The sequence below is a fragment of the Burkholderia sp. 9120 genome, assembly GCF_000745015.1.
In the GTDB taxonomy this organism is placed as follows: domain Bacteria; phylum Pseudomonadota; class Gammaproteobacteria; order Burkholderiales; family Burkholderiaceae; genus Paraburkholderia.
The window spans coordinates 528,206-543,487 of record NZ_JQNA01000001.1 but is presented as its reverse complement, the minus strand read 5'-3'; the positions used below and the strand labels follow the sequence as shown (position 1 = coordinate 543,487).

The following is a 15,282-nucleotide window of genomic DNA, read 5'->3' as shown; positions in this document are numbered from 1 at the left end:
TCTTTAGCGTAGGTTTCCAGCTTGGAAATCTAATTGACCTACGCCGGGGGAGTCTCTCGATTTTCCGGCAAAACCTACGCTGAATTTTATGCACTTTGATGCTCGCGCTGCCAAGCAACTTGGACCCGATCAACATCTCACAGTAGTCGACTGCCCCGGCTTGCGCTTGGTGGCAACGAAGACAACAAAAAGTTGGACCTATCGCTACAAGTCACCTATCGATGGGCGAATGAAGCAGACCAAAATCGGCGAGTGGCCGGCCATATCGCCCGCTGCTGCGATCGTGGCTTGGGAGAAGCTTCGTGACGCGCGCAAAGAAGGGCAAGAGCCGGTCGCGAACAAGCGTGAACCGGCTACGGTCCGAAACGGCGTTATGGTACCGCAGCAGTCGAAGTACACAGTGGGAAACCTGTGCAGCGACTACCTTGAGGGGCATGTCGAGCGGAACCGCAAGACGAAGGGCGCGAACGAAATCGCGCGTATGTTCCGCACGATGCTTGGGCCGCTTGCGGATGCGCATGCTGAAACGCTTACTCGCTCCCAAGCTTTTGACCTAATCGAATCGCATGCCCATATTCCAGTGCAAGCGTCGAAGCTGCGTGCTGAGTTGGGTGCGGCATGGGATTACGCCCTCGACGCCGGGCGACTGTCACAGAGCGCGCCAAACTGGTGGCGTTTGATCCTGCGCGGCAAACTGAAAAGCAAGGGAAAGACGATCGGTGGTAAGCGGATAGGGAAAAAACGAACGCTGGCTGATGGTGAACTGGCGCAACTAATTCCGTGGCTGCCGAACTTCAGCAGAAGCGTTTGCGACGCGTTGACGCTCTATTTGTGGACGGCGACGCGTGGGTCAGAGATAGTCGCTATGGAAGGCCGAGAGGTTGCCGAGGAAAGCGACGGCTGGTGGTGGACGATACCGAGAGAGAAGACCAAGAACGCGCGGCACGAAGACGCTACCGATCTCCGCGTGCCGTTGATAGGGCGAGCCGAAACCATTGTGCGCCGACGCATCAGCGTTTACGGTAAGGGATTTCTATTCCCACCGGCGAATGGATCGGCTGCACATATCGAGCAGGCCGTGGTGCAAACAGCGGTGCATTATCATCAGCCGTATTCGAAAACGCGGCCGGAGATGGCTCGACCGCGGTTGCCTGTAACGGTATGGGCACCGCATGACTTGAGACGCACCATACGCACGATGCTGGCAGCTATGGGCTGTCCCGACGAGGTGGGCGAGGCCGTACTTGGCCACATGCAAGAGGGCATTAAAGGCGTGTACAACCGACACGCCTACGATGCCGAGCGGCGGATATGGCTTACGCGGGTGTCAGAGCGGCTTGAACAGTTGGCTGAAGGGCGCTGATCGACGCGGTAACCTGTTTCCTGCGGCGACCGCCCGTGTTTGACGGAGGCAACAGGTCGGAAATTGGGCGCTGCTCCGCCCACTCCTCGATTTCCCGAAGTAGCCACCCTACGCGGCGACCGGAAAGTAGGCGAGGTTTGGGGAACTGGCTTTGACGAACCAGCAACTGCACAGTGGCTGGCGCGAGCGACACGATAGAGCAAACGCTATCGAGGTCGAGGTACAACGGTTTTACAAGTGCGGTTTTCGCGTTAGTCATTCTGGGAGTTCCTGAGAGCCGATGCGGGGGGCGGCGTCGAGCAGGTCCGCATGTTGGGTGAGAGCGGCATGAACGCCCGCGATCGTGCGAGGCGAGAGCTTGCCGAACAGCGGGTCGTGACGTACCGATTGCAGCGCCCGCAAAAGTTGCTTTGCTTGCGGATCGGTGATTTTCTTCGCGGTGGGTTTGGGTATAGCGGCGTCCAGAGCCTTCCTGGTGACCTTGGTTTTCCCCGACTCTTTTGCCTTCGATGCGGCGCTTGCAAGTCGGTTGAGCGCTTTCTCGCCACCGTGCGAGCGGATCTCTTCAATGGCAAGCGTCGACGACACGACATTTTCGCGGACCAGCCTGTGAAGTGCAACTGGTGCGTGTGCGAGTAACAGAACGTCGCGGATGGTCTGGTCGGTAATGTCGAGGCGTGCGCAGATCGTCGCGTTCGGCTCGCCGAGCTGTTGCAGTTCGACGATCTTTTCCGCCAGTTGCAGTGGCGTCAGCTTCTCGCCGTAGTTGTTCGTGATTCCCGCGTAGATCAGATTGGGGCGGCTGACCGACTTCGCTTCGTCGATGATCAGGGGAATCCGTTCGAAGGTTTCCATGATCCTGGCCGGCAGACATTCCTTTCTGCCTTCGTCGGCTGCCAGCAGTACCGCGTGATAACGATGCTGACCCTCGTACACGAAAATCCTGTCTTCGCCGCCGACCTTGCGAACAAAACAGCCGAGCGGCTTCTTCCGGTCATAGCCATTGACCTTCATGAGGTTAGCGAGATGCCGCACCCAGTCTTGCATCAGCGGGCGGACGTTGTCGCGGGCATCGTAATGGATCTGGCTGGGTGGAACAGTCCAGAGATCTGAGGAGCCGCCTCCGGCCGCCTTGATTGCGGCCTTGGTGTTGCCGGTAACGATTAAAGCATCGAGCACGAGCGGGCTGGTCTTAACCATGTTGCCTCCGGAGTCGGGAGTAGAGGCGCGCGCGCAGGAAAGGCCGTGCGTAGCACAGCGCACAGAACGCGGCGGCGATGACGACGAATAGCTTGCCGGCCGACACGCCGGCGAACAGCCAAAGAACTGTGTCGGCGAGGCCGAACAGGTAGCCGATGTGGCGATGCTGTGCGGCGCCGGTAACGAACCAGGCTGTGCCGCACGTGGCAAGGGCGACGAGAAAGGCGAAGGTCACGCGTCCTCCTTTGGCAGGATGGTGCGCAGATACTCTGCGTTGCCATCTAGGCGAATGCGGGTTTGCGTCCTGTGCTTGCGAAGCACCACCGATCCGTATGGACCGTTCACACTCCCCGATTCAACAACCCAGCCGAGTGCAAGGAAGCCGTCCGTCAGCCGGTTTTCGGTAATAGAAAAAATGCCAGCGGCGACATGTAGCGCCCACTTTGCGCGGCGGGTAGTGGATAAATAGTCGCTGACGTCGACCAGTCGCATCGAGCTGACGCCGACGTCGTAGCCGATCCCCGTTCTATCCAGATGTTCCAGATCCGGCTCAATGGCACGAATTATCTTTTCGGCCCGCTTCAGTTCCGCTATCCGGCCGGCATGCTGTATGTGAGCGTTCCTGACGATTTCAGCGTAAGTCGTCGGCCGCTTGTATTGGGTGGGGCGCTTCACGCGACCTCCTTGTGGCGCATCACGAGCGGGCTGGACTTTGCCCGTGCGATGGTCTTTTCGGCCAGCGTGTCGGCAGCCTTAAGCCTGTGCTTAACGATAGCCATGCGGCAGTCGTCTGCATCCGGAATTGAAATGAATGTCCGAACGACTGTCGGGCCGTCCATGACCTTGTAGAGCGTGTGGGCGCTGCCATGCAGAGGACTGCGTGCAACTACATACTGGCCGACCATCATCGGTGTCGTTGCGCGCGGGATCGTCGGATCGTAATTGACGATCGAGCGAACGCGAATGGTGTCGCGCAGCGGTGGCTCGGTTGAGAAAGGCAAGTTTAGTTTTGGCATTCCGGTTTTGCTCGATATCGCCAGCGGGATGACGTTGTCCGTCCGGCGTGGGTTGATCGGCTTTCGCGCGCGGCTTTCGATGCCGGGGGCAGATAGCGGGGCACATGCGCAGCGCGGAGTCGTCCGGCTAGGTTGTGACGCGATAGGTGGACAGCGGAGCGTCAGCCAGTTCGGGCTGGAAAAGCGTGATACCGATGACGACGGCGGCGAATACAAAGACGGCTCGCCATACCGTTGATTTTTCAAAGTCACTTTGGCGAACGATCGTGAAGCCTTCCGGGATATCAGATGGCAGCCCCTGGATGGAGCGGAGCCACGCCTGACGGACTGGCGAATGCTTGTCGACACTTTTCATGAGGTTTCTCCGGGGACGCAGGATGGCGTTCGGACCGAAGATTACCCATTAGTGGCAATTCATGTCAATCCATCAATGGATATTTGACGACGAAAAATTGCAGCCGAAACCTCTCAGGGTTCCGGCCGGCACAGGGCTAATTGCGTTGACGTACGATGATTGCGATCGACAACTGGGCCGCGAGCGACAGTGCTACATCCATCGCTGCGCTCTCGTTGATGTAGGTTGCGGCCAGAAAAAACAGTGACAGAATGCTGCTCAGGTAGCTAAAACCGCGTTGATCGGGACTGGCCGGTTTTTTGCGGTGTTTCGCCCGGAGTCGTCGCGCAAGATTTTCGAGTTCGTTCGCAAAGATGTCGATCTGTTCGGGCTCGATCGCCTCAGTCACGGACGACAGGCGCCAATCTGAGCGCAGAACCACCATTGCGGCGGCTATAGGTAGCGCATCAGGGTCCTGAAGTTGTGCGTCTGCAGTCGCCTGGACGAGCTTCGCCCTGCGGGCGAGGGGATGTTCGTTGGTGTGTCGGGGATGGTCAGGGCGCCGGTACTGCTCGATGCTAATTACCCGTGCGGCGTCTTGCTGGTTTGGTCTTTGAGTGCTGTATTTCATGATTCGTGAGCGTGTTATCGTTAGGCTCACGAAGTGCCGGGCGCATGACCTGCGCCAGTTCGTCCAGGCTCAATTCCCGTAGATCGGCGAGTCGGATGAATTCTTCGGGCTTGTCCTCCCGGCCGGCTTTGGTCTGGCTCTGGTGTTGCAGAAATCGGGCATAGCTTGCGACTTTTTCCCTGTCGGCTTCAGGCAGGTCTTCCAGTCCCATATCGTCGCGTGAAATCTGGACAGTTCCAGTGTCCAGATCTTCCATCAATAACTGCGCTGGCGTCACCCTGAACGAATTCGCGATGGCCTCGATCACGTCGAGTTGGGGATGTACTGCGGCCGTCAGGACGCGCTGGATCGAACTCTGTGAGATTCCTGCCCTGCGCGCGAGCGCCGTCTGCGTGGCCAGGGTCGGATGGCCATCCATGAGTCGCCGTATGTTGCGGGCGAGAATTTCGTTCGCGCGTTTTGCTGTCATATGGGCATATTGCCAAATATGGTTATTTCATAGCGGATAGTTTCCGTTGCCAGAATAACCATTAAAGGGTATTCTCCCGGTTCATTTACGACGGGAGGCTGATATGAAACAGCATCACGAACAGTGGCTCAGCGCCGTTCGTCGGCGTCTTCTTCGCGAGAAGGGCAATCTGCGCAACGTCGCGGCTCAATCCGGCGTCCCCTATCCGACGCTCACCAAAATCACCAGTGGCGTAGTTTCCGACCCGCGCGTGTCCACGGTCCAGGCGTTGCACGATTACTTCGCGCGTTGCCCGGAGCGTGCGACGGCTTCCAGGGGGGCTTGTGCGTCTCATTGAAGTCCTTTCCAGTGCCTACACGCCTGCATCGTAAAAGCGCGAAACGGGCGTGCACAGTATGAAAGCGCACACGTGCAAAGAGGACATAAACAGGATGACCTGTCGATATAGCGGAACAGAATGGCTCGACGTGCTGTACACGTCGGTGCGGAATACACCGGGGGGTGTGGCCGATGCTGCGAACTTCCTGACACTGCGGCGAGGAAAGAACATTGCGACGGAATCTCTGCGGCTGCGCCTGCGTGGTGAGGGCGAGAATCGATTGTCAATGGAGATGTTCGAGCTCCTCGTCGAGTGGATGCAGGAAAAAAAGGAAAGCGCACCCTTTGCGCTTGACCCGCTGCACGCGCTGAACGAGCGCTTTGGCCTCATAGCCGAACGGCAGACCGATACTACGCTGCCGGACCCGGATGGCTGCCACGACGTAGAGGCGCTCGCGCGTGCGACGCTGGATCTGCAGGTGCATGTCGGCGAGGTCGCGGGCGAGGTGGTGCGCGCGGTGGCCGATCGCCGGATCGACCTGCACGAGGTCGAGCAGTTGACGGTCGTTAGCCGCAAGGGGCAACGTCTTTTCCAGCGCCTCATCCATACGGCCACGCGTCTCGCCAGACTGCGCAGCAACTAGCGTCCCGTTCGGGGTGCCGCTGCGACGTGGCCCCCCATTTCAATACCTCACAGCACATCCTGGAGAACCATGGGCGCACTCGACCCATTGGAAGCGCACGCCCCGGCCGGATCCACCGGACCTAACGGGCCTATCGCGTCGATCGAATCTGAACACGCGGTGCTGGGTGCGTTGCTACTGGATAACAGCGTGTATGACCGGATCGGCGATATGGTTGCGGTCGACGATTTCACGCTAACGGAAAACCGCCTGATCTACCAGACGATCGCCGGGTTGATTCTCGCCCAGCATCAGGCGGATGTGGTCACGGTCTTCGAGCGGCTCCAGTCAAGCGGCGCGAAGATCAAACGCCCCCTGGAATATCTGAACGAACTCGTCCAGTCGACGCCAAGCGCGGCGAACGTCGTGCGGTACGCCGAGATCGTGCGTAACCGGTCAATGCTGCGCGGGTGCCTGCGCACGGCCCGTCAGGTGATCGACCTGTGTCACCACACGGGCGGGCGCGAGGTGGCGGAAATCATCGACCAGGCGCAAGCCTCCTTCCTGCGACTGTCGGACACCGAGCGGCGCAAGGACGACGGGTTCAGGCCGATGCAAGGTACTTTGGCCCGCGTGCTTGAGCGGATCGACGAGCTGTCCCAGCGCGAGGATAAGCGCGGCGTCACCGGGACCGCGACCGGCTTTGACGATCTCGACCGGCGCCTCGACGGCATGCACGAGGGCGAACTTATTATCGTCGGTGGTAGACCGTCGATGGGCAAGACCTCGTTCGCCATGAACATCGCCGAACACGTCGCCGCACGCCTTGGACTTCCGGCGGCGGTCGTGTCAATGGAGATGCCCGAGGAGCAACTGGTGACGCGCATGCTCGCGTCGGTGTCGCGAGTGAACCAGCATCGCCTGCGCACGGGCACGCTTGACGACGAAGACTGGTCGCGTGTCACGCACGGCGTGCAGGTAATGTCCGGCGCGGACATCCGGATGCTGGAAGGCGCGTCGCTTACGCCATCGATGCTCAAAACCCGCCTCAGACGCCTGCATCGCGAGTGTGGCCAGCTCGGCGTCGTCGTGATCGACTATCTGCAACTGATGTCGGGCGACGGCGCGAATCCGGAAATGCGTGCGGTTGAGGTGAGCAGCATTTCGCGGGCACTGAAGCAGATCGCCACCGAACTGCGCGTGCCGGTTATCGCGCTGTCCCAGCTTAACCGCGGCCTCGAGCAACGGCCCAACAAGCGCCCGGTGATGTCCGATCTGCGCGAGTCGGGTTCGATCGAGCAGGACGCGGACGTGATCCTCTTCATCTATCGCGATGAAGTCTATAACCCGGACAGTTCCGACAAGGGGACCGCCGAAATCATTATTGCGAAGCAGCGCAACGGGCCGATCGGCACCGTGCGCCTCGCATTCCAGAACGCCATTACCCGGTTCGAGAATTTTTCGGAGCCGGACGCGGGCTATTGAAATCAAGCATCCGAGATCAAGCATCAGAGATTGAGCAACTGACCTATGACAACTGTTTCCCCATTCTTCACCTGGCGACGTGCGATGACGGAGAGCGATCTGCCGTCGACCACCAAGCTGGTCCTGTTCGTGATTGCCGAGTACGCAAACGCGATGGACGACATCTGCTGGCCGTCGATCGGCACGATCGCGGGCAAGGCGAGCCTGTCCGAGCGTTGTGTAAGCAATCACCTGGTGGTGGCGGAGAGCAACGGCTGGCTCACACGCTGGCGCTCGCGCCGACCGGCACGCCGCTGGGCGCACGCGCATTACCGGCTGTCGGTCCCGAAGGAGATTGCGTTGCGCCAGTGCGATGTAATTGAGTTTGATCTCGCGGCCGGCGGAGAGGAGCCTGATCCGGAACCTGATTCCGTCGTTGCTGAAAACTTCGGCAACTCCGAACCACGTTCCGGTGTTGCACGCAAAACAGGCAATCACGAACGTCGTTCGGGTGAACCTGCCGCTTTACCCGAACGACGTTCCGGTGAGCTTGCGGAGCGTGTCGTCGGGGACGCGCCGGACACGGCGGATTCGCAAAGTTACCTGAACCACGTTCCAACTAGTAAACCAGTAAACAGAAGTACGTATAAAAACCTCTCTAAACCTCAACCCACAGTGGTGAACGAAGCCGTAGCTGGGCAGAGAGAGGATTTCAGCGAAGCACAACGGCGAGGGCAAGTGGGTGAAGTAGCGCATGAGGAAGCCCATGAGGCGGGCACGGCGGAGTCGCTTGCGGCCTGGATGCTTGAGCGTATCCGCGTACGGCTGCCGGACTTCGGGACGCCAGACATGCCCGCGTGGGTCGCCGAGATCCGGCAGATGCTGCGGGTCGACGGGCGCGATGCACGCGACATTGCGCGCCTGTTTGGCTGGGCTGATCGCGACCGGTTCTGGTCGAAGGTGATGGTTTCGCCCGCACGGTTGCGCAAGAACTGGGACGAAATCCGGCGTCGGCGCAACGATGCGCTCGCGTCGAAAGCGACGTCGGGCAGCGCATCGGCGGGCGGTGCGTCAGGTGCATCAGCGCAGGCCGATGACCGGCAATGCGCACACGTCGAAGACGGATGCCGCTGCACGCGGATCGCGACCACCATCATTGGTGCCGGCTCATCCCGGCGCGGCTATTGCCGGGCACACATCGGCCGGTACGAAGACTGAACGGGGAATAACTCATGACGCTGGATGAACGTTTGAACAACTGGGCGAAGGCGATGCGCGGGGGCAGTGGCCACGGGGACACGCTGGTCGCATCGATTTACTTTCCGAACGTGGGCGGTCGTGCCGTCAGCACGGCGATCAACACCGAAGATGCGCAGAAGGTAGAGCGCGCGTGGCAGCGGTTGATGCCGCTCGATCGCAAGGTCTTGCAGATGCACTTCCTGTGGAGTGCTTCGCCAGCCTTCATCTGCCGACGGCTTGGGCTGAAGGTGCGGCCCACATCGATCTTCGATCTGGCGCTCGCGCATGCGAAGCGTGCGATCGGAGAAAAGTTGCTTGAGATGGGACGCGAACCGCAGCGCGAGTACGTGTCGATGCAGACCATCATTGACCGGCTCAATGCCGAACGCGCTGCGCAGTGTGGTGGCGAATGCAATGATCGCCGCAACGATCAATCCAGTACGCAGCCTCTTGCAGAAACAAGGTAGCTCAACTACACTTCGGGCTTACAACTTGATTCCGGTATTTACCGAGTGACGCGGCCTGTTCCGGGTCGCCGCACGTCCGGAAGAAACTGAAGCCTCGCCGCATTCGCGCCGGGGCTTTTTTGCGTTTGGTCTTTGAGTCACGGCAGGTCGGGCGCGGGCAGGGCGCCGACACAAGCCGCCGGGGACCCTATGGCCGCTGGAGACACGGGGGCTCACACCCGCGTTTTTTCTCTACTGGCGAAACATCAAGGGGGGTCATATTCATGCCCACTCAGCAGCAGATCGCGGATCACCTCGACCTCGACCAGTCAGCCGTCTCGCGTCTTGTCGAGAAGCTCGGCATCGACTACCGGCAGGCGTTGATGGATGAGATCCGCGTCGAGTACATCCGGCACCTGCGCGGTATCGCTGCGGGCCGGGTGGGCGATGGTGGATACGACCTTGCAACCGAGCGCGCGATGACGGAGCGGGTGGAGCGCGAGATCAAGATCCTCACGCTCGCCGAGAAGAAGGGACAGCTGGTCAACGCGGAGCAGCTGGAACGCGCCTATGGCCAGATGGTCAGCGCATTTCAATCCGAGCTTGTTTCTCTTCCGGACAAGCTGGTCCAGGAGCTGCGCACGCTCTACGGTATCGAGATCGATGTCGAAATCCTGAATGGGCATATCAATGGATGCCTCGAACAGTTGGCTCGATACGAGCCAGACAGTGCACGCAGTGCTGAGGCGGCTCGCGAGTCTGCTGAAGCCGGGGGAGAAGCTCTCGACGACTGAATGGGCTCGCCGGCATCGTCGCCTGAGTGCGAAGGCTGCCGCGAGTCCCGGTCGCTACAACCCGGACATCACGCCGTGGGTGCTGGGCATGCATGCGGCGCTCGACGATCCGCGCGTGCAGAAAATTGTGTGCATGAAGTCGGCGCAGGTTGCGTGGACCGATGGCGTGCTGCTGAATTACATCGGACGGCGCATCGACATCGATCCGTGTCCGATGATCATCATGTTCGCAAAAGAGAAGTCGGCCAAGAAATTCAATCTCGAAAAATTCGAGCCGATGGTCGAAGTCACGCCGCGCCTGCTGGCGAAACTGCCGGTCACCGCCGGGCGCGACAGGAACAACCTGTGGGATCACAAGACATTCGCACGCGGGTTCGTGAAGTTCATCACGTCCAACGCGCCGGACGATGTGAAGTCGACACCGGCCCCCGTGGTCGCGGTCGAAGAACCGGACGACGCAAACCAGAACGTGCGTGAGCAGGGCGATTCGATCACGCTGCTTGAGGAGCGCAACAAGAGTTATTCCGACAGCCGCCGCAAGGTGATCTTCGGCGGCACGCCGACGGTCGACGGGTTCTCGCGGATCGCACAGGCGTACGAGGCGTCGGACCAGCGCCGTTATCTCGTGCCGTGTCCGGATTGCGGCGAGGAACACGAACTGGCGTGGGACAACGTGACGTGGACCGAGGATGCGGAGAAGCCGCACGAAGTGTTCGGCCTCGCGCGTCCCGAGTCGGCCCGATACACGTGTCCATTCTGCGGCAGTTTGTGGGACGACACCGCGCGCTTTCGTGCAGTGCGCCGGGGGCGCTGGCAGGCAACCGCGGCGTTTCACGGCGTGGCCGGCTTCCGGTTGAATGAACTGGTGTCGCCGTTTCCAGGCTCGCGCATGGCCGAGCTGGTCAAGAAGCGGCTCGTCGCGGAGAAGGCGCTGCGTGCCGGCGACGACACGAAGATGCGCTCGTTCGTGAACAACACTGAAGGGCGTCCGTACAAGTATGAGAGCGACATTCCCGAGATCGAACTACTGGCGGCGCGTGCGCTCGACTATCCCGTCTTCACGGTGCCGGCCCGTGCGCTGCTGCTCACGATCGGTATCGACGTGCAGCACGACCGGATCGCAGTGGTGCTGCGCGCATGGGGCCGTGGCGAGGAAAGCTGGCTGGTGTTATGGGACGAAATTTACGGCAACGTGCTCGAACAGGGCACCGATCCGATGGCTGGTGGCGTGTGGGGTGCATTGACGGAGCTGCTCACGCAGGGCTATCGGCACGCGAACGGCTGGGTTCTGCGCATCCGCGCCGCGTCGATCGACTCGTCGGACGGCTCGACGTCCGATGCGGTGTATCGCTATGTGCGTGTCGCTCAGAAGCGTGGCATCAACATCATGGCGATCAAGGGGGCGAAGGATGTCGGGGCCGAGGTGTTCAGCGTACCCAAGGCATCGGTCGATTCGGTACGCAACAACAGCAAGGCGGCGAAGTACGGCCTGCGCCCTTACATGGTGGGCGTGAGCAAGGCAAAAGACCTGATCCTCGACAACCGGCTCAAGCTCGAAAGCGACGGTCCCGGGCGTCTGCACTGGTATCAGGGCGTGCGGGCCGATTACCTGCACCAACTGACGGCAGAAGTGAAAGTGCCGGGGCGCATCGGCGGCAAGCGCATCTGGCAGAAGAAGGCGGGCGCGCGCAACGAGGCGCTCGACTGTGAGGTGTACGCGTTGCACGCGGCGCGCAGCATCAAGACGCACCTCATGACAGAGGCGCACTGGATGCTCGAGCAGAACCGGCTCGCGCAGGCGTCGCTGTTTGACACGATACCGGTGGCGACAGGGCTGCCGGCGGTCGATGACGTTGAGGTGCCCGATGTTAGCGATGCAACATCTGTTGACGATAAACCCGCCGGGCCAGTTAGCCCCGCACACGACCCGCCAGCGGTGGCTACTTCAGTGGCCACCGTACCGCAAAATACCTTACCCGGAACCCCGCCATCGAGCGGGGTTTCGCGTTTTCAGGGGCGGCGCACAGGGCGCTCGGCGTATCTGAAGCGCAGGTAACCGCGCAGTTGAACATCTTTTTCTGGAGCAACGCATGGCCTATACCGCAGCAGATCTTGCCCGCATCCAGTCGGCAATCGCAAAGGGCGAGCTGGAAGTGCAGTACGCGGATCGCAAGGTCCGCTATCGCAGTATCGCCGAGTTGCGCGAAGCGCAGACCGAGATCGTGCGCGCACTCGATCGCGCCAATCCGCGCTCGCGCGTGTTCCGCCTGCGGCACGGCGGCAAGGGGATCCGATGAAGAGCGCCGGTTCGGCCGCTTATCCGTCGCTCGCACGACGTGGGTTCGTGATGCCGCCCCGTCTGAAGGCATCGGCCTACGAGGCGGCCGGATCTTCGGGCGCACGCGGCCGGTCGTGGCAGACCTCGCGCGCCGGGCCGAATGCGGCCGCCGTGCAGAACCTGCCGCTGCTGCGCAGCCGCGCGCGCGATGCGATCCGCAACGATCCATGGGCGAAGACTGCGATCTCGCGGCTCGTGTCCAACACGATCGGCACAGGCATCCAGCCGCACCCCCAGCACCCGGATCCGGAGATCCGCCGACAGCAGAAGCAGCTGTGGGACGACTGGGTGAGCGAGTCGGACGCGGATGGCCTGCTCGACTTCTATGGACAGCAGACCCTCGCTGCGCGTGCGTTCTTTGGCGACGGCGAGGTGCTGTTGAGGCGCAGGATCCGTCGGCTCGACGGATTGCTGTCGGTGCCGATGCAATTGCAGGTGCTCGAAGCCGACATGCTGCCGGTCGACAAAAACGAAATGCTGCCCCGTGGCGGCGAGATCGTCAGCGGCGTGGAGTTCGATGGCGACGACCAGCGTGTGGCGTACCACCTGCTGCGGCGCCATCCGGGCGAATACAACCGCGCTAACCTGGCATCGTCCGGCTCGTTGCTGACGAGACCGGAGCCGGCGGACGAGATCGCGCATGTTTTCCAGCCGCTGCGTGCGGGCCAGGTGCGCGGCGTGCCGGAACTGTCCACGGTGCTGCTGCGGCTGCACTCGCTCGACAACTTCGACGACGCGGTGCTGTTCCGGCAGGAGATCAGCAATCTCTTTGCGGGGTTTCTGGTGAAGCCAGACACGGAGCCCGGCCTGCCTGGCGACCCGGTGACGGGCGAGGGGCTCACGTTTGACACGGACGGTTTTTCGCCGGTGGTATCGCTTGAGCCCGGGACCGTGCAGGAACTCGCGCCTGGCGAAGACATGCGCTTTGCGACGCCGCCTGGTGCGGGCACTGATTACAGCCCCTTCATGCGACAGCAACTGATGGCGGCTGCGGCGTCCGTTGGCATGCCGTACGAAATCCTCACCGGCGATCTGCGCGAGGTCAGCGATCGCGTGCTGCGCGTGTTGCTGAACGAATTCCGGCGTTCGGTCGAGCAGGTGCAGTGGAACATTTTTATTCACCAGTATTGCCGCCGGGTGTGGGCGTGGTGGGTCGATGCCTGCGTGCTGTCGGGCGCGATGGACATGCCCGATTTCCATCGCACACGCCGCGAGTACCTGCGCGTGCGCTGGGTGCCTCAGGGCTGGCCGTACATCCATCCGGTGCAGGACGTGAACGCACAGAAACTGGCGATCCGCTCGGGCCTGACGAGCCGCTCGGCGTCGATTCTCAAGCAGGGCGAGGACCCGGAGCAGGTCGATCAGGAGAACGCGGCGGATAACGCACGGGCCGATGCGCTGGGTCTGCGTTACGACACGGATCCACGCTCACGCGATATGGCAGGTGACGTAACAGCGGATGGCGCTGTTTCAGGGAAAGGGAAAGCAGATGAAAAATCGTAAGTGGTGGGATATCCGCGCGCTCACGAACGCGCAGGGCTCGTCGGTGGCCGAGATCCGGATCTATGACGAGATCGGCTTCTGGGGCACGGACGCGAAGACGTTCGTGGCACGCCTCGACGAAGTGGCTGCGGGTGCGGATGAAGTCATTGTGGCGATCAATTCGCCGGGTGGCGACGTGTTCGACGCCTTTGCGATCTACAACGCGCTGCGCCGTTATGCCGGTCGCGTGACCACGCGTGTGGACGGCGTGGCTGCGTCTGCAGCCTCGCTGGTCGCGATGGCGGGCGACCGCGTTGTCATGCCCGAGAACGCGATGCTCATGATCCACAACCCGTGGACGGTGGCCGCTGGTACGTCGGCGGATCTGCGCGCGACGGCTGATTCGATGGACCGGGCGCGAGACGGCATTCTCGCTGCGTACCGCAACAAGAGCGGCAAGACCGACGAGGAACTCACTGCAATGCTGGATGCGGAAACGTGGTTCACGGCGGCCGAGGCGAAAGAGGCCGGTTTCGCCGACGAAATCGAGACGCCGGTAAAGCTCTCAGCGAGCGTACGCGCGGCGGGGTTGCTCGCGCGGTTCGCGGCAGCGCCATCGTCGGTTCAGGCGCTTGTCGACGCAGCGGTCGATACAACGGTCGGCAATCCTGGGTCGCAGGTGACGCCACCTGTCGATCCGGTCGCAGAGCCGCCCGTGGATCCTGCGCCGCCCAATCCGGAGCCACCAGTGACGGAAGACGTCGGCGTGCTCGCGGCGCACGTCTTCAGCGCCTGCCGTACGGCGAAGCTGTCCGCCTGTGCGGAGAGCATCGTGACGCTTACAGGTTTGAAGGATCGCGCCACGATCGACGCAGCGGTGCGTAACGCGTCGGAGATCGCCGGTCTGTGCATGGCGGCGAAGCTGCCGGAACTCACCGCGCAGTTCGTTGGCGACGGGCTGAATCCCGATCAGGTGCGCGCGCGTCTCTTTGATCGGGTGACGCAGGCGCAGCCACGCGTGAACAGCCGGCAGCCTGTCACCGGCGACACCGTTGTGGCCACTGGCGGTCCCAAAGCGTCGTCGATCTACGCGGCCCGCAAGGCAACGGGTAGTTCTCACGCAAAGTCACTTTGATAACCAATGGTCCGGGCCAACCGGGCTAACAGGGAGTTACATGCATGACCACCACCATCAAGACCCAGGGCACGTTCACCCGCGAGTTTCTTCTGTCCGAAGGCCCGGGCCGCATTTCCCGCGAACAGATTGTCGTCGCGAAGGGCGACGCGCTGGCCGCCGGTCAACTGCTTGGTACCACCGGCACGGGCGAGTACGCGCCGTACAGCAACACGGCAACTGACGGATCCGAAGTCGCCACCGCAATCCTGTACGGGCCGCTCGCGGCCTCGGACGCACCGCGCCCGGCGGTGGGCATCGTGCGACTGGCCGAGGTGACCGCGCTGCGCCTGACGGGGCTCGACGCAGCGGCTCGCCAGGACCTTGCCGCGCACCACGTCATCGTGCGCTGATCGCTGCAGCGCTGCGCTGTCCGGCGCGGCGTCCTTCC

At 61.7% G+C, this 15,282-nt stretch carries 20 protein-coding genes; 12 read left to right on the top strand and 8 right to left on the bottom strand.

The features are described 5' to 3' along the window. Positions 1 to 88: 88 nt before the first annotated feature. Positions 89 to 1,363, top strand: coding sequence for a tyrosine-type recombinase/integrase (locus FA94_RS02395; RefSeq protein ID WP_035546398.1), 1,275 nt, complete (start codon positions 89 to 91; stop codon positions 1,361 to 1,363). Here FA94_RS02395 and FA94_RS37705 read toward each other — a convergent pair. From FA94_RS37705 to FA94_RS02360, 8 genes are all read right to left on the bottom strand, one after another. Then, the gene (locus tag FA94_RS37705) at positions 1,317 to 1,622 is read right to left on the bottom strand and encodes a helix-turn-helix transcriptional regulator (RefSeq protein WP_081935647.1); all 306 of its coding nucleotides are present in this window, start codon (positions 1,620 to 1,622) and stop codon (positions 1,317 to 1,319) included. The genes FA94_RS02395 and FA94_RS37705 overlap by 47 nt on opposite strands. After that, on the bottom strand, positions 1,619 to 2,563 hold the full coding sequence (locus FA94_RS02390) for a ParB/RepB/Spo0J family partition protein (protein WP_231584835.1): 945 nt from the start codon (positions 2,561 to 2,563) through the stop codon (positions 1,619 to 1,621). The genes FA94_RS37705 and FA94_RS02390 overlap by 4 nt, the downstream gene beginning before the upstream one ends. Next, positions 2,556 to 2,798, bottom strand: coding sequence for a hypothetical protein (locus FA94_RS02385; protein ID WP_035546397.1), 243 nt, complete (start codon positions 2,796 to 2,798; stop codon positions 2,556 to 2,558). Before FA94_RS02385 ends, FA94_RS02390 begins: the two co-directional genes overlap by 8 nt. Further along, positions 2,795 to 3,238, bottom strand: a complete 444-nt coding sequence (locus FA94_RS02380) for a hypothetical protein (protein WP_035546395.1) — start codon at positions 3,236 to 3,238, stop codon at positions 2,795 to 2,797. Before FA94_RS02380 ends, FA94_RS02385 begins: the two co-directional genes overlap by 4 nt. Beyond that, positions 3,235 to 3,579, bottom strand: a complete 345-nt coding sequence (locus FA94_RS02375) for a hypothetical protein (RefSeq protein WP_035546392.1) — start codon at positions 3,577 to 3,579, stop codon at positions 3,235 to 3,237. Before FA94_RS02375 ends, FA94_RS02380 begins: the two co-directional genes overlap by 4 nt. Before the next feature lie 127 nt (positions 3,580 to 3,706). After that, the gene (locus FA94_RS02370; protein WP_035546390.1) at positions 3,707 to 3,934 is read right to left on the bottom strand and encodes a hypothetical protein; all 228 of its coding nucleotides are present in this window, start codon (positions 3,932 to 3,934) and stop codon (positions 3,707 to 3,709) included. Between the two features lie 136 nt (positions 3,935 to 4,070). Beyond that, positions 4,071 to 4,544 carry a hypothetical protein gene (locus FA94_RS38475; protein ID WP_156126493.1) on the bottom strand — a complete coding sequence of 158 codons (474 nt, stop codon included), beginning with the start codon at positions 4,542 to 4,544 and terminating at the stop codon, positions 4,071 to 4,073. After that, entirely contained in the window at positions 4,492 to 5,013 is a 522-nt protein-coding gene (locus tag FA94_RS02360; RefSeq protein ID WP_081935646.1) for a helix-turn-helix domain-containing protein, read from the bottom strand. Before FA94_RS02360 ends, FA94_RS38475 begins: the two co-directional genes overlap by 53 nt. 103 nt (positions 5,014 to 5,116) lie before the next feature. Between FA94_RS02360 and FA94_RS37700 the strand changes: the two genes are divergently transcribed. The 11 genes from FA94_RS37700 (at position 5,117) to FA94_RS02305 (ending at position 15,244) form a co-directional block, all read left to right on the top strand. Next, the gene (locus FA94_RS37700; RefSeq protein WP_081935645.1) at positions 5,117 to 5,350 is read left to right on the top strand and encodes a helix-turn-helix domain-containing protein; all 234 of its coding nucleotides are present in this window, start codon (positions 5,117 to 5,119) and stop codon (positions 5,348 to 5,350) included. 94 nt (positions 5,351 to 5,444) lie between these two features. Next, a complete protein-coding gene (locus FA94_RS02350; RefSeq protein WP_081935797.1) occupies positions 5,445 to 5,975 on the top strand; it encodes a hypothetical protein in 531 nt (176 codons plus the stop codon). A 69-nt stretch (positions 5,976 to 6,044) separates the two neighbouring features. Further along, positions 6,045 to 7,439, top strand: coding sequence for a replicative DNA helicase (gene dnaB, locus FA94_RS02345; RefSeq protein ID WP_035546382.1), 1,395 nt, complete (start codon positions 6,045 to 6,047; stop codon positions 7,437 to 7,439). 45 nt (positions 7,440 to 7,484) lie between these two features. Then, positions 7,485 to 8,636 carry a helix-turn-helix domain-containing protein gene (locus tag FA94_RS02340; RefSeq protein WP_197070170.1) on the top strand — a complete coding sequence of 384 codons (1,152 nt, stop codon included), beginning with the start codon at positions 7,485 to 7,487 and terminating at the stop codon, positions 8,634 to 8,636. 14 nt (positions 8,637 to 8,650) lie between these two features. After that, the gene (locus FA94_RS02335) at positions 8,651 to 9,124 is read left to right on the top strand and encodes a hypothetical protein (RefSeq protein ID WP_051980309.1); all 474 of its coding nucleotides are present in this window, start codon (positions 8,651 to 8,653) and stop codon (positions 9,122 to 9,124) included. 263 nt (positions 9,125 to 9,387) lie between these two features. Further along, positions 9,388 to 9,897, top strand: a complete 510-nt coding sequence (locus FA94_RS02330; protein ID WP_035546378.1) for a hypothetical protein — start codon at positions 9,388 to 9,390, stop codon at positions 9,895 to 9,897. Next, positions 9,794 to 11,953: a phage terminase large subunit family protein gene (locus FA94_RS02325; RefSeq protein ID WP_035546376.1), complete on the top strand. Its 2,160-nt coding sequence runs from the start codon at positions 9,794 to 9,796 to the stop codon at positions 11,951 to 11,953. Before FA94_RS02330 ends, FA94_RS02325 begins: the two co-directional genes overlap by 104 nt. 34 nt (positions 11,954 to 11,987) lie before the next feature. Beyond that, complete coding sequence (locus FA94_RS02320) at positions 11,988 to 12,194, top strand: phage head-tail joining protein (protein ID WP_035546374.1); 207 nt, start codon at positions 11,988 to 11,990, stop codon at positions 12,192 to 12,194. Beyond that, positions 12,191 to 13,738 carry a phage portal protein gene (locus FA94_RS02315; protein WP_051980308.1) on the top strand — a complete coding sequence of 516 codons (1,548 nt, stop codon included), beginning with the start codon at positions 12,191 to 12,193 and terminating at the stop codon, positions 13,736 to 13,738. The genes FA94_RS02320 and FA94_RS02315 overlap by 4 nt, the downstream gene beginning before the upstream one ends. Next, positions 13,725 to 14,852: a head maturation protease, ClpP-related gene (locus FA94_RS02310; RefSeq protein WP_035546372.1), complete on the top strand. Its 1,128-nt coding sequence runs from the start codon at positions 13,725 to 13,727 to the stop codon at positions 14,850 to 14,852. Before FA94_RS02315 ends, FA94_RS02310 begins: the two co-directional genes overlap by 14 nt. A gap of 44 nt (positions 14,853 to 14,896) precedes the next feature. Continuing rightward, the gene (locus FA94_RS02305; protein ID WP_035546371.1) at positions 14,897 to 15,244 is read left to right on the top strand and encodes a head decoration protein; all 348 of its coding nucleotides are present in this window, start codon (positions 14,897 to 14,899) and stop codon (positions 15,242 to 15,244) included. The last annotated feature ends 38 nt before the right edge of the window (positions 15,245 to 15,282 follow it).

Bases quoted from the DNA above. Each gene is read 5' to 3' on its own strand.
- FA94_RS02310 (WP_035546372.1), top strand. From the start codon at position 13,725: ATGAAAAATCGTAAGTGGTGGGATATCCGCGCGCTCACGAACGCGCAG.
- FA94_RS37705 (WP_081935647.1), bottom strand. From the start codon at position 1,622: ATGACTAACGCGAAAACCGCACTTGTAAAACCGTTGTACCTCGACCTC.
- FA94_RS02390 (WP_231584835.1), bottom strand. From the start codon at position 2,563: ATGGTTAAGACCAGCCCGCTCGTGCTCGATGCTTTAATCGTTACCGGC.
- FA94_RS02320 (WP_035546374.1), top strand. From the start codon at position 11,988: ATGGCCTATACCGCAGCAGATCTTGCCCGCATCCAGTCGGCAATCGCA.
- FA94_RS37700 (WP_081935645.1), top strand. From the start codon at position 5,117: ATGAAACAGCATCACGAACAGTGGCTCAGCGCCGTTCGTCGGCGTCTT.
- FA94_RS02360 (WP_081935646.1), bottom strand. From the start codon at position 5,013: ATGACAGCAAAACGCGCGAACGAAATTCTCGCCCGCAACATACGGCGA.
- dnaB (WP_035546382.1), top strand. From the start codon at position 6,045: ATGGGCGCACTCGACCCATTGGAAGCGCACGCCCCGGCCGGATCCACC.
- FA94_RS02375 (WP_035546392.1), bottom strand. From the start codon at position 3,579: ATGCCAAAACTAAACTTGCCTTTCTCAACCGAGCCACCGCTGCGCGAC.
- FA94_RS02350 (WP_081935797.1), top strand. From the start codon at position 5,445: ATGACCTGTCGATATAGCGGAACAGAATGGCTCGACGTGCTGTACACG.
- FA94_RS02370 (WP_035546390.1), bottom strand. From the start codon at position 3,934: ATGAAAAGTGTCGACAAGCATTCGCCAGTCCGTCAGGCGTGGCTCCGC.
- FA94_RS02330 (WP_035546378.1), top strand. From the start codon at position 9,388: ATGCCCACTCAGCAGCAGATCGCGGATCACCTCGACCTCGACCAGTCA.
- FA94_RS02315 (WP_051980308.1), top strand. From the start codon at position 12,191: ATGAAGAGCGCCGGTTCGGCCGCTTATCCGTCGCTCGCACGACGTGGG.
- FA94_RS02340 (WP_197070170.1), top strand. From the start codon at position 7,485: ATGACAACTGTTTCCCCATTCTTCACCTGGCGACGTGCGATGACGGAG.
- FA94_RS02305 (WP_035546371.1), top strand. From the start codon at position 14,897: ATGACCACCACCATCAAGACCCAGGGCACGTTCACCCGCGAGTTTCTT.
- FA94_RS02395 (WP_035546398.1), top strand. From the start codon at position 89: ATGCACTTTGATGCTCGCGCTGCCAAGCAACTTGGACCCGATCAACAT.
- FA94_RS02325 (WP_035546376.1), top strand. From the start codon at position 9,794: ATGGATGCCTCGAACAGTTGGCTCGATACGAGCCAGACAGTGCACGCA.
- FA94_RS38475 (WP_156126493.1), bottom strand. From the start codon at position 4,544: ATGAAATACAGCACTCAAAGACCAAACCAGCAAGACGCCGCACGGGTA.
- FA94_RS02335 (WP_051980309.1), top strand. From the start codon at position 8,651: ATGACGCTGGATGAACGTTTGAACAACTGGGCGAAGGCGATGCGCGGG.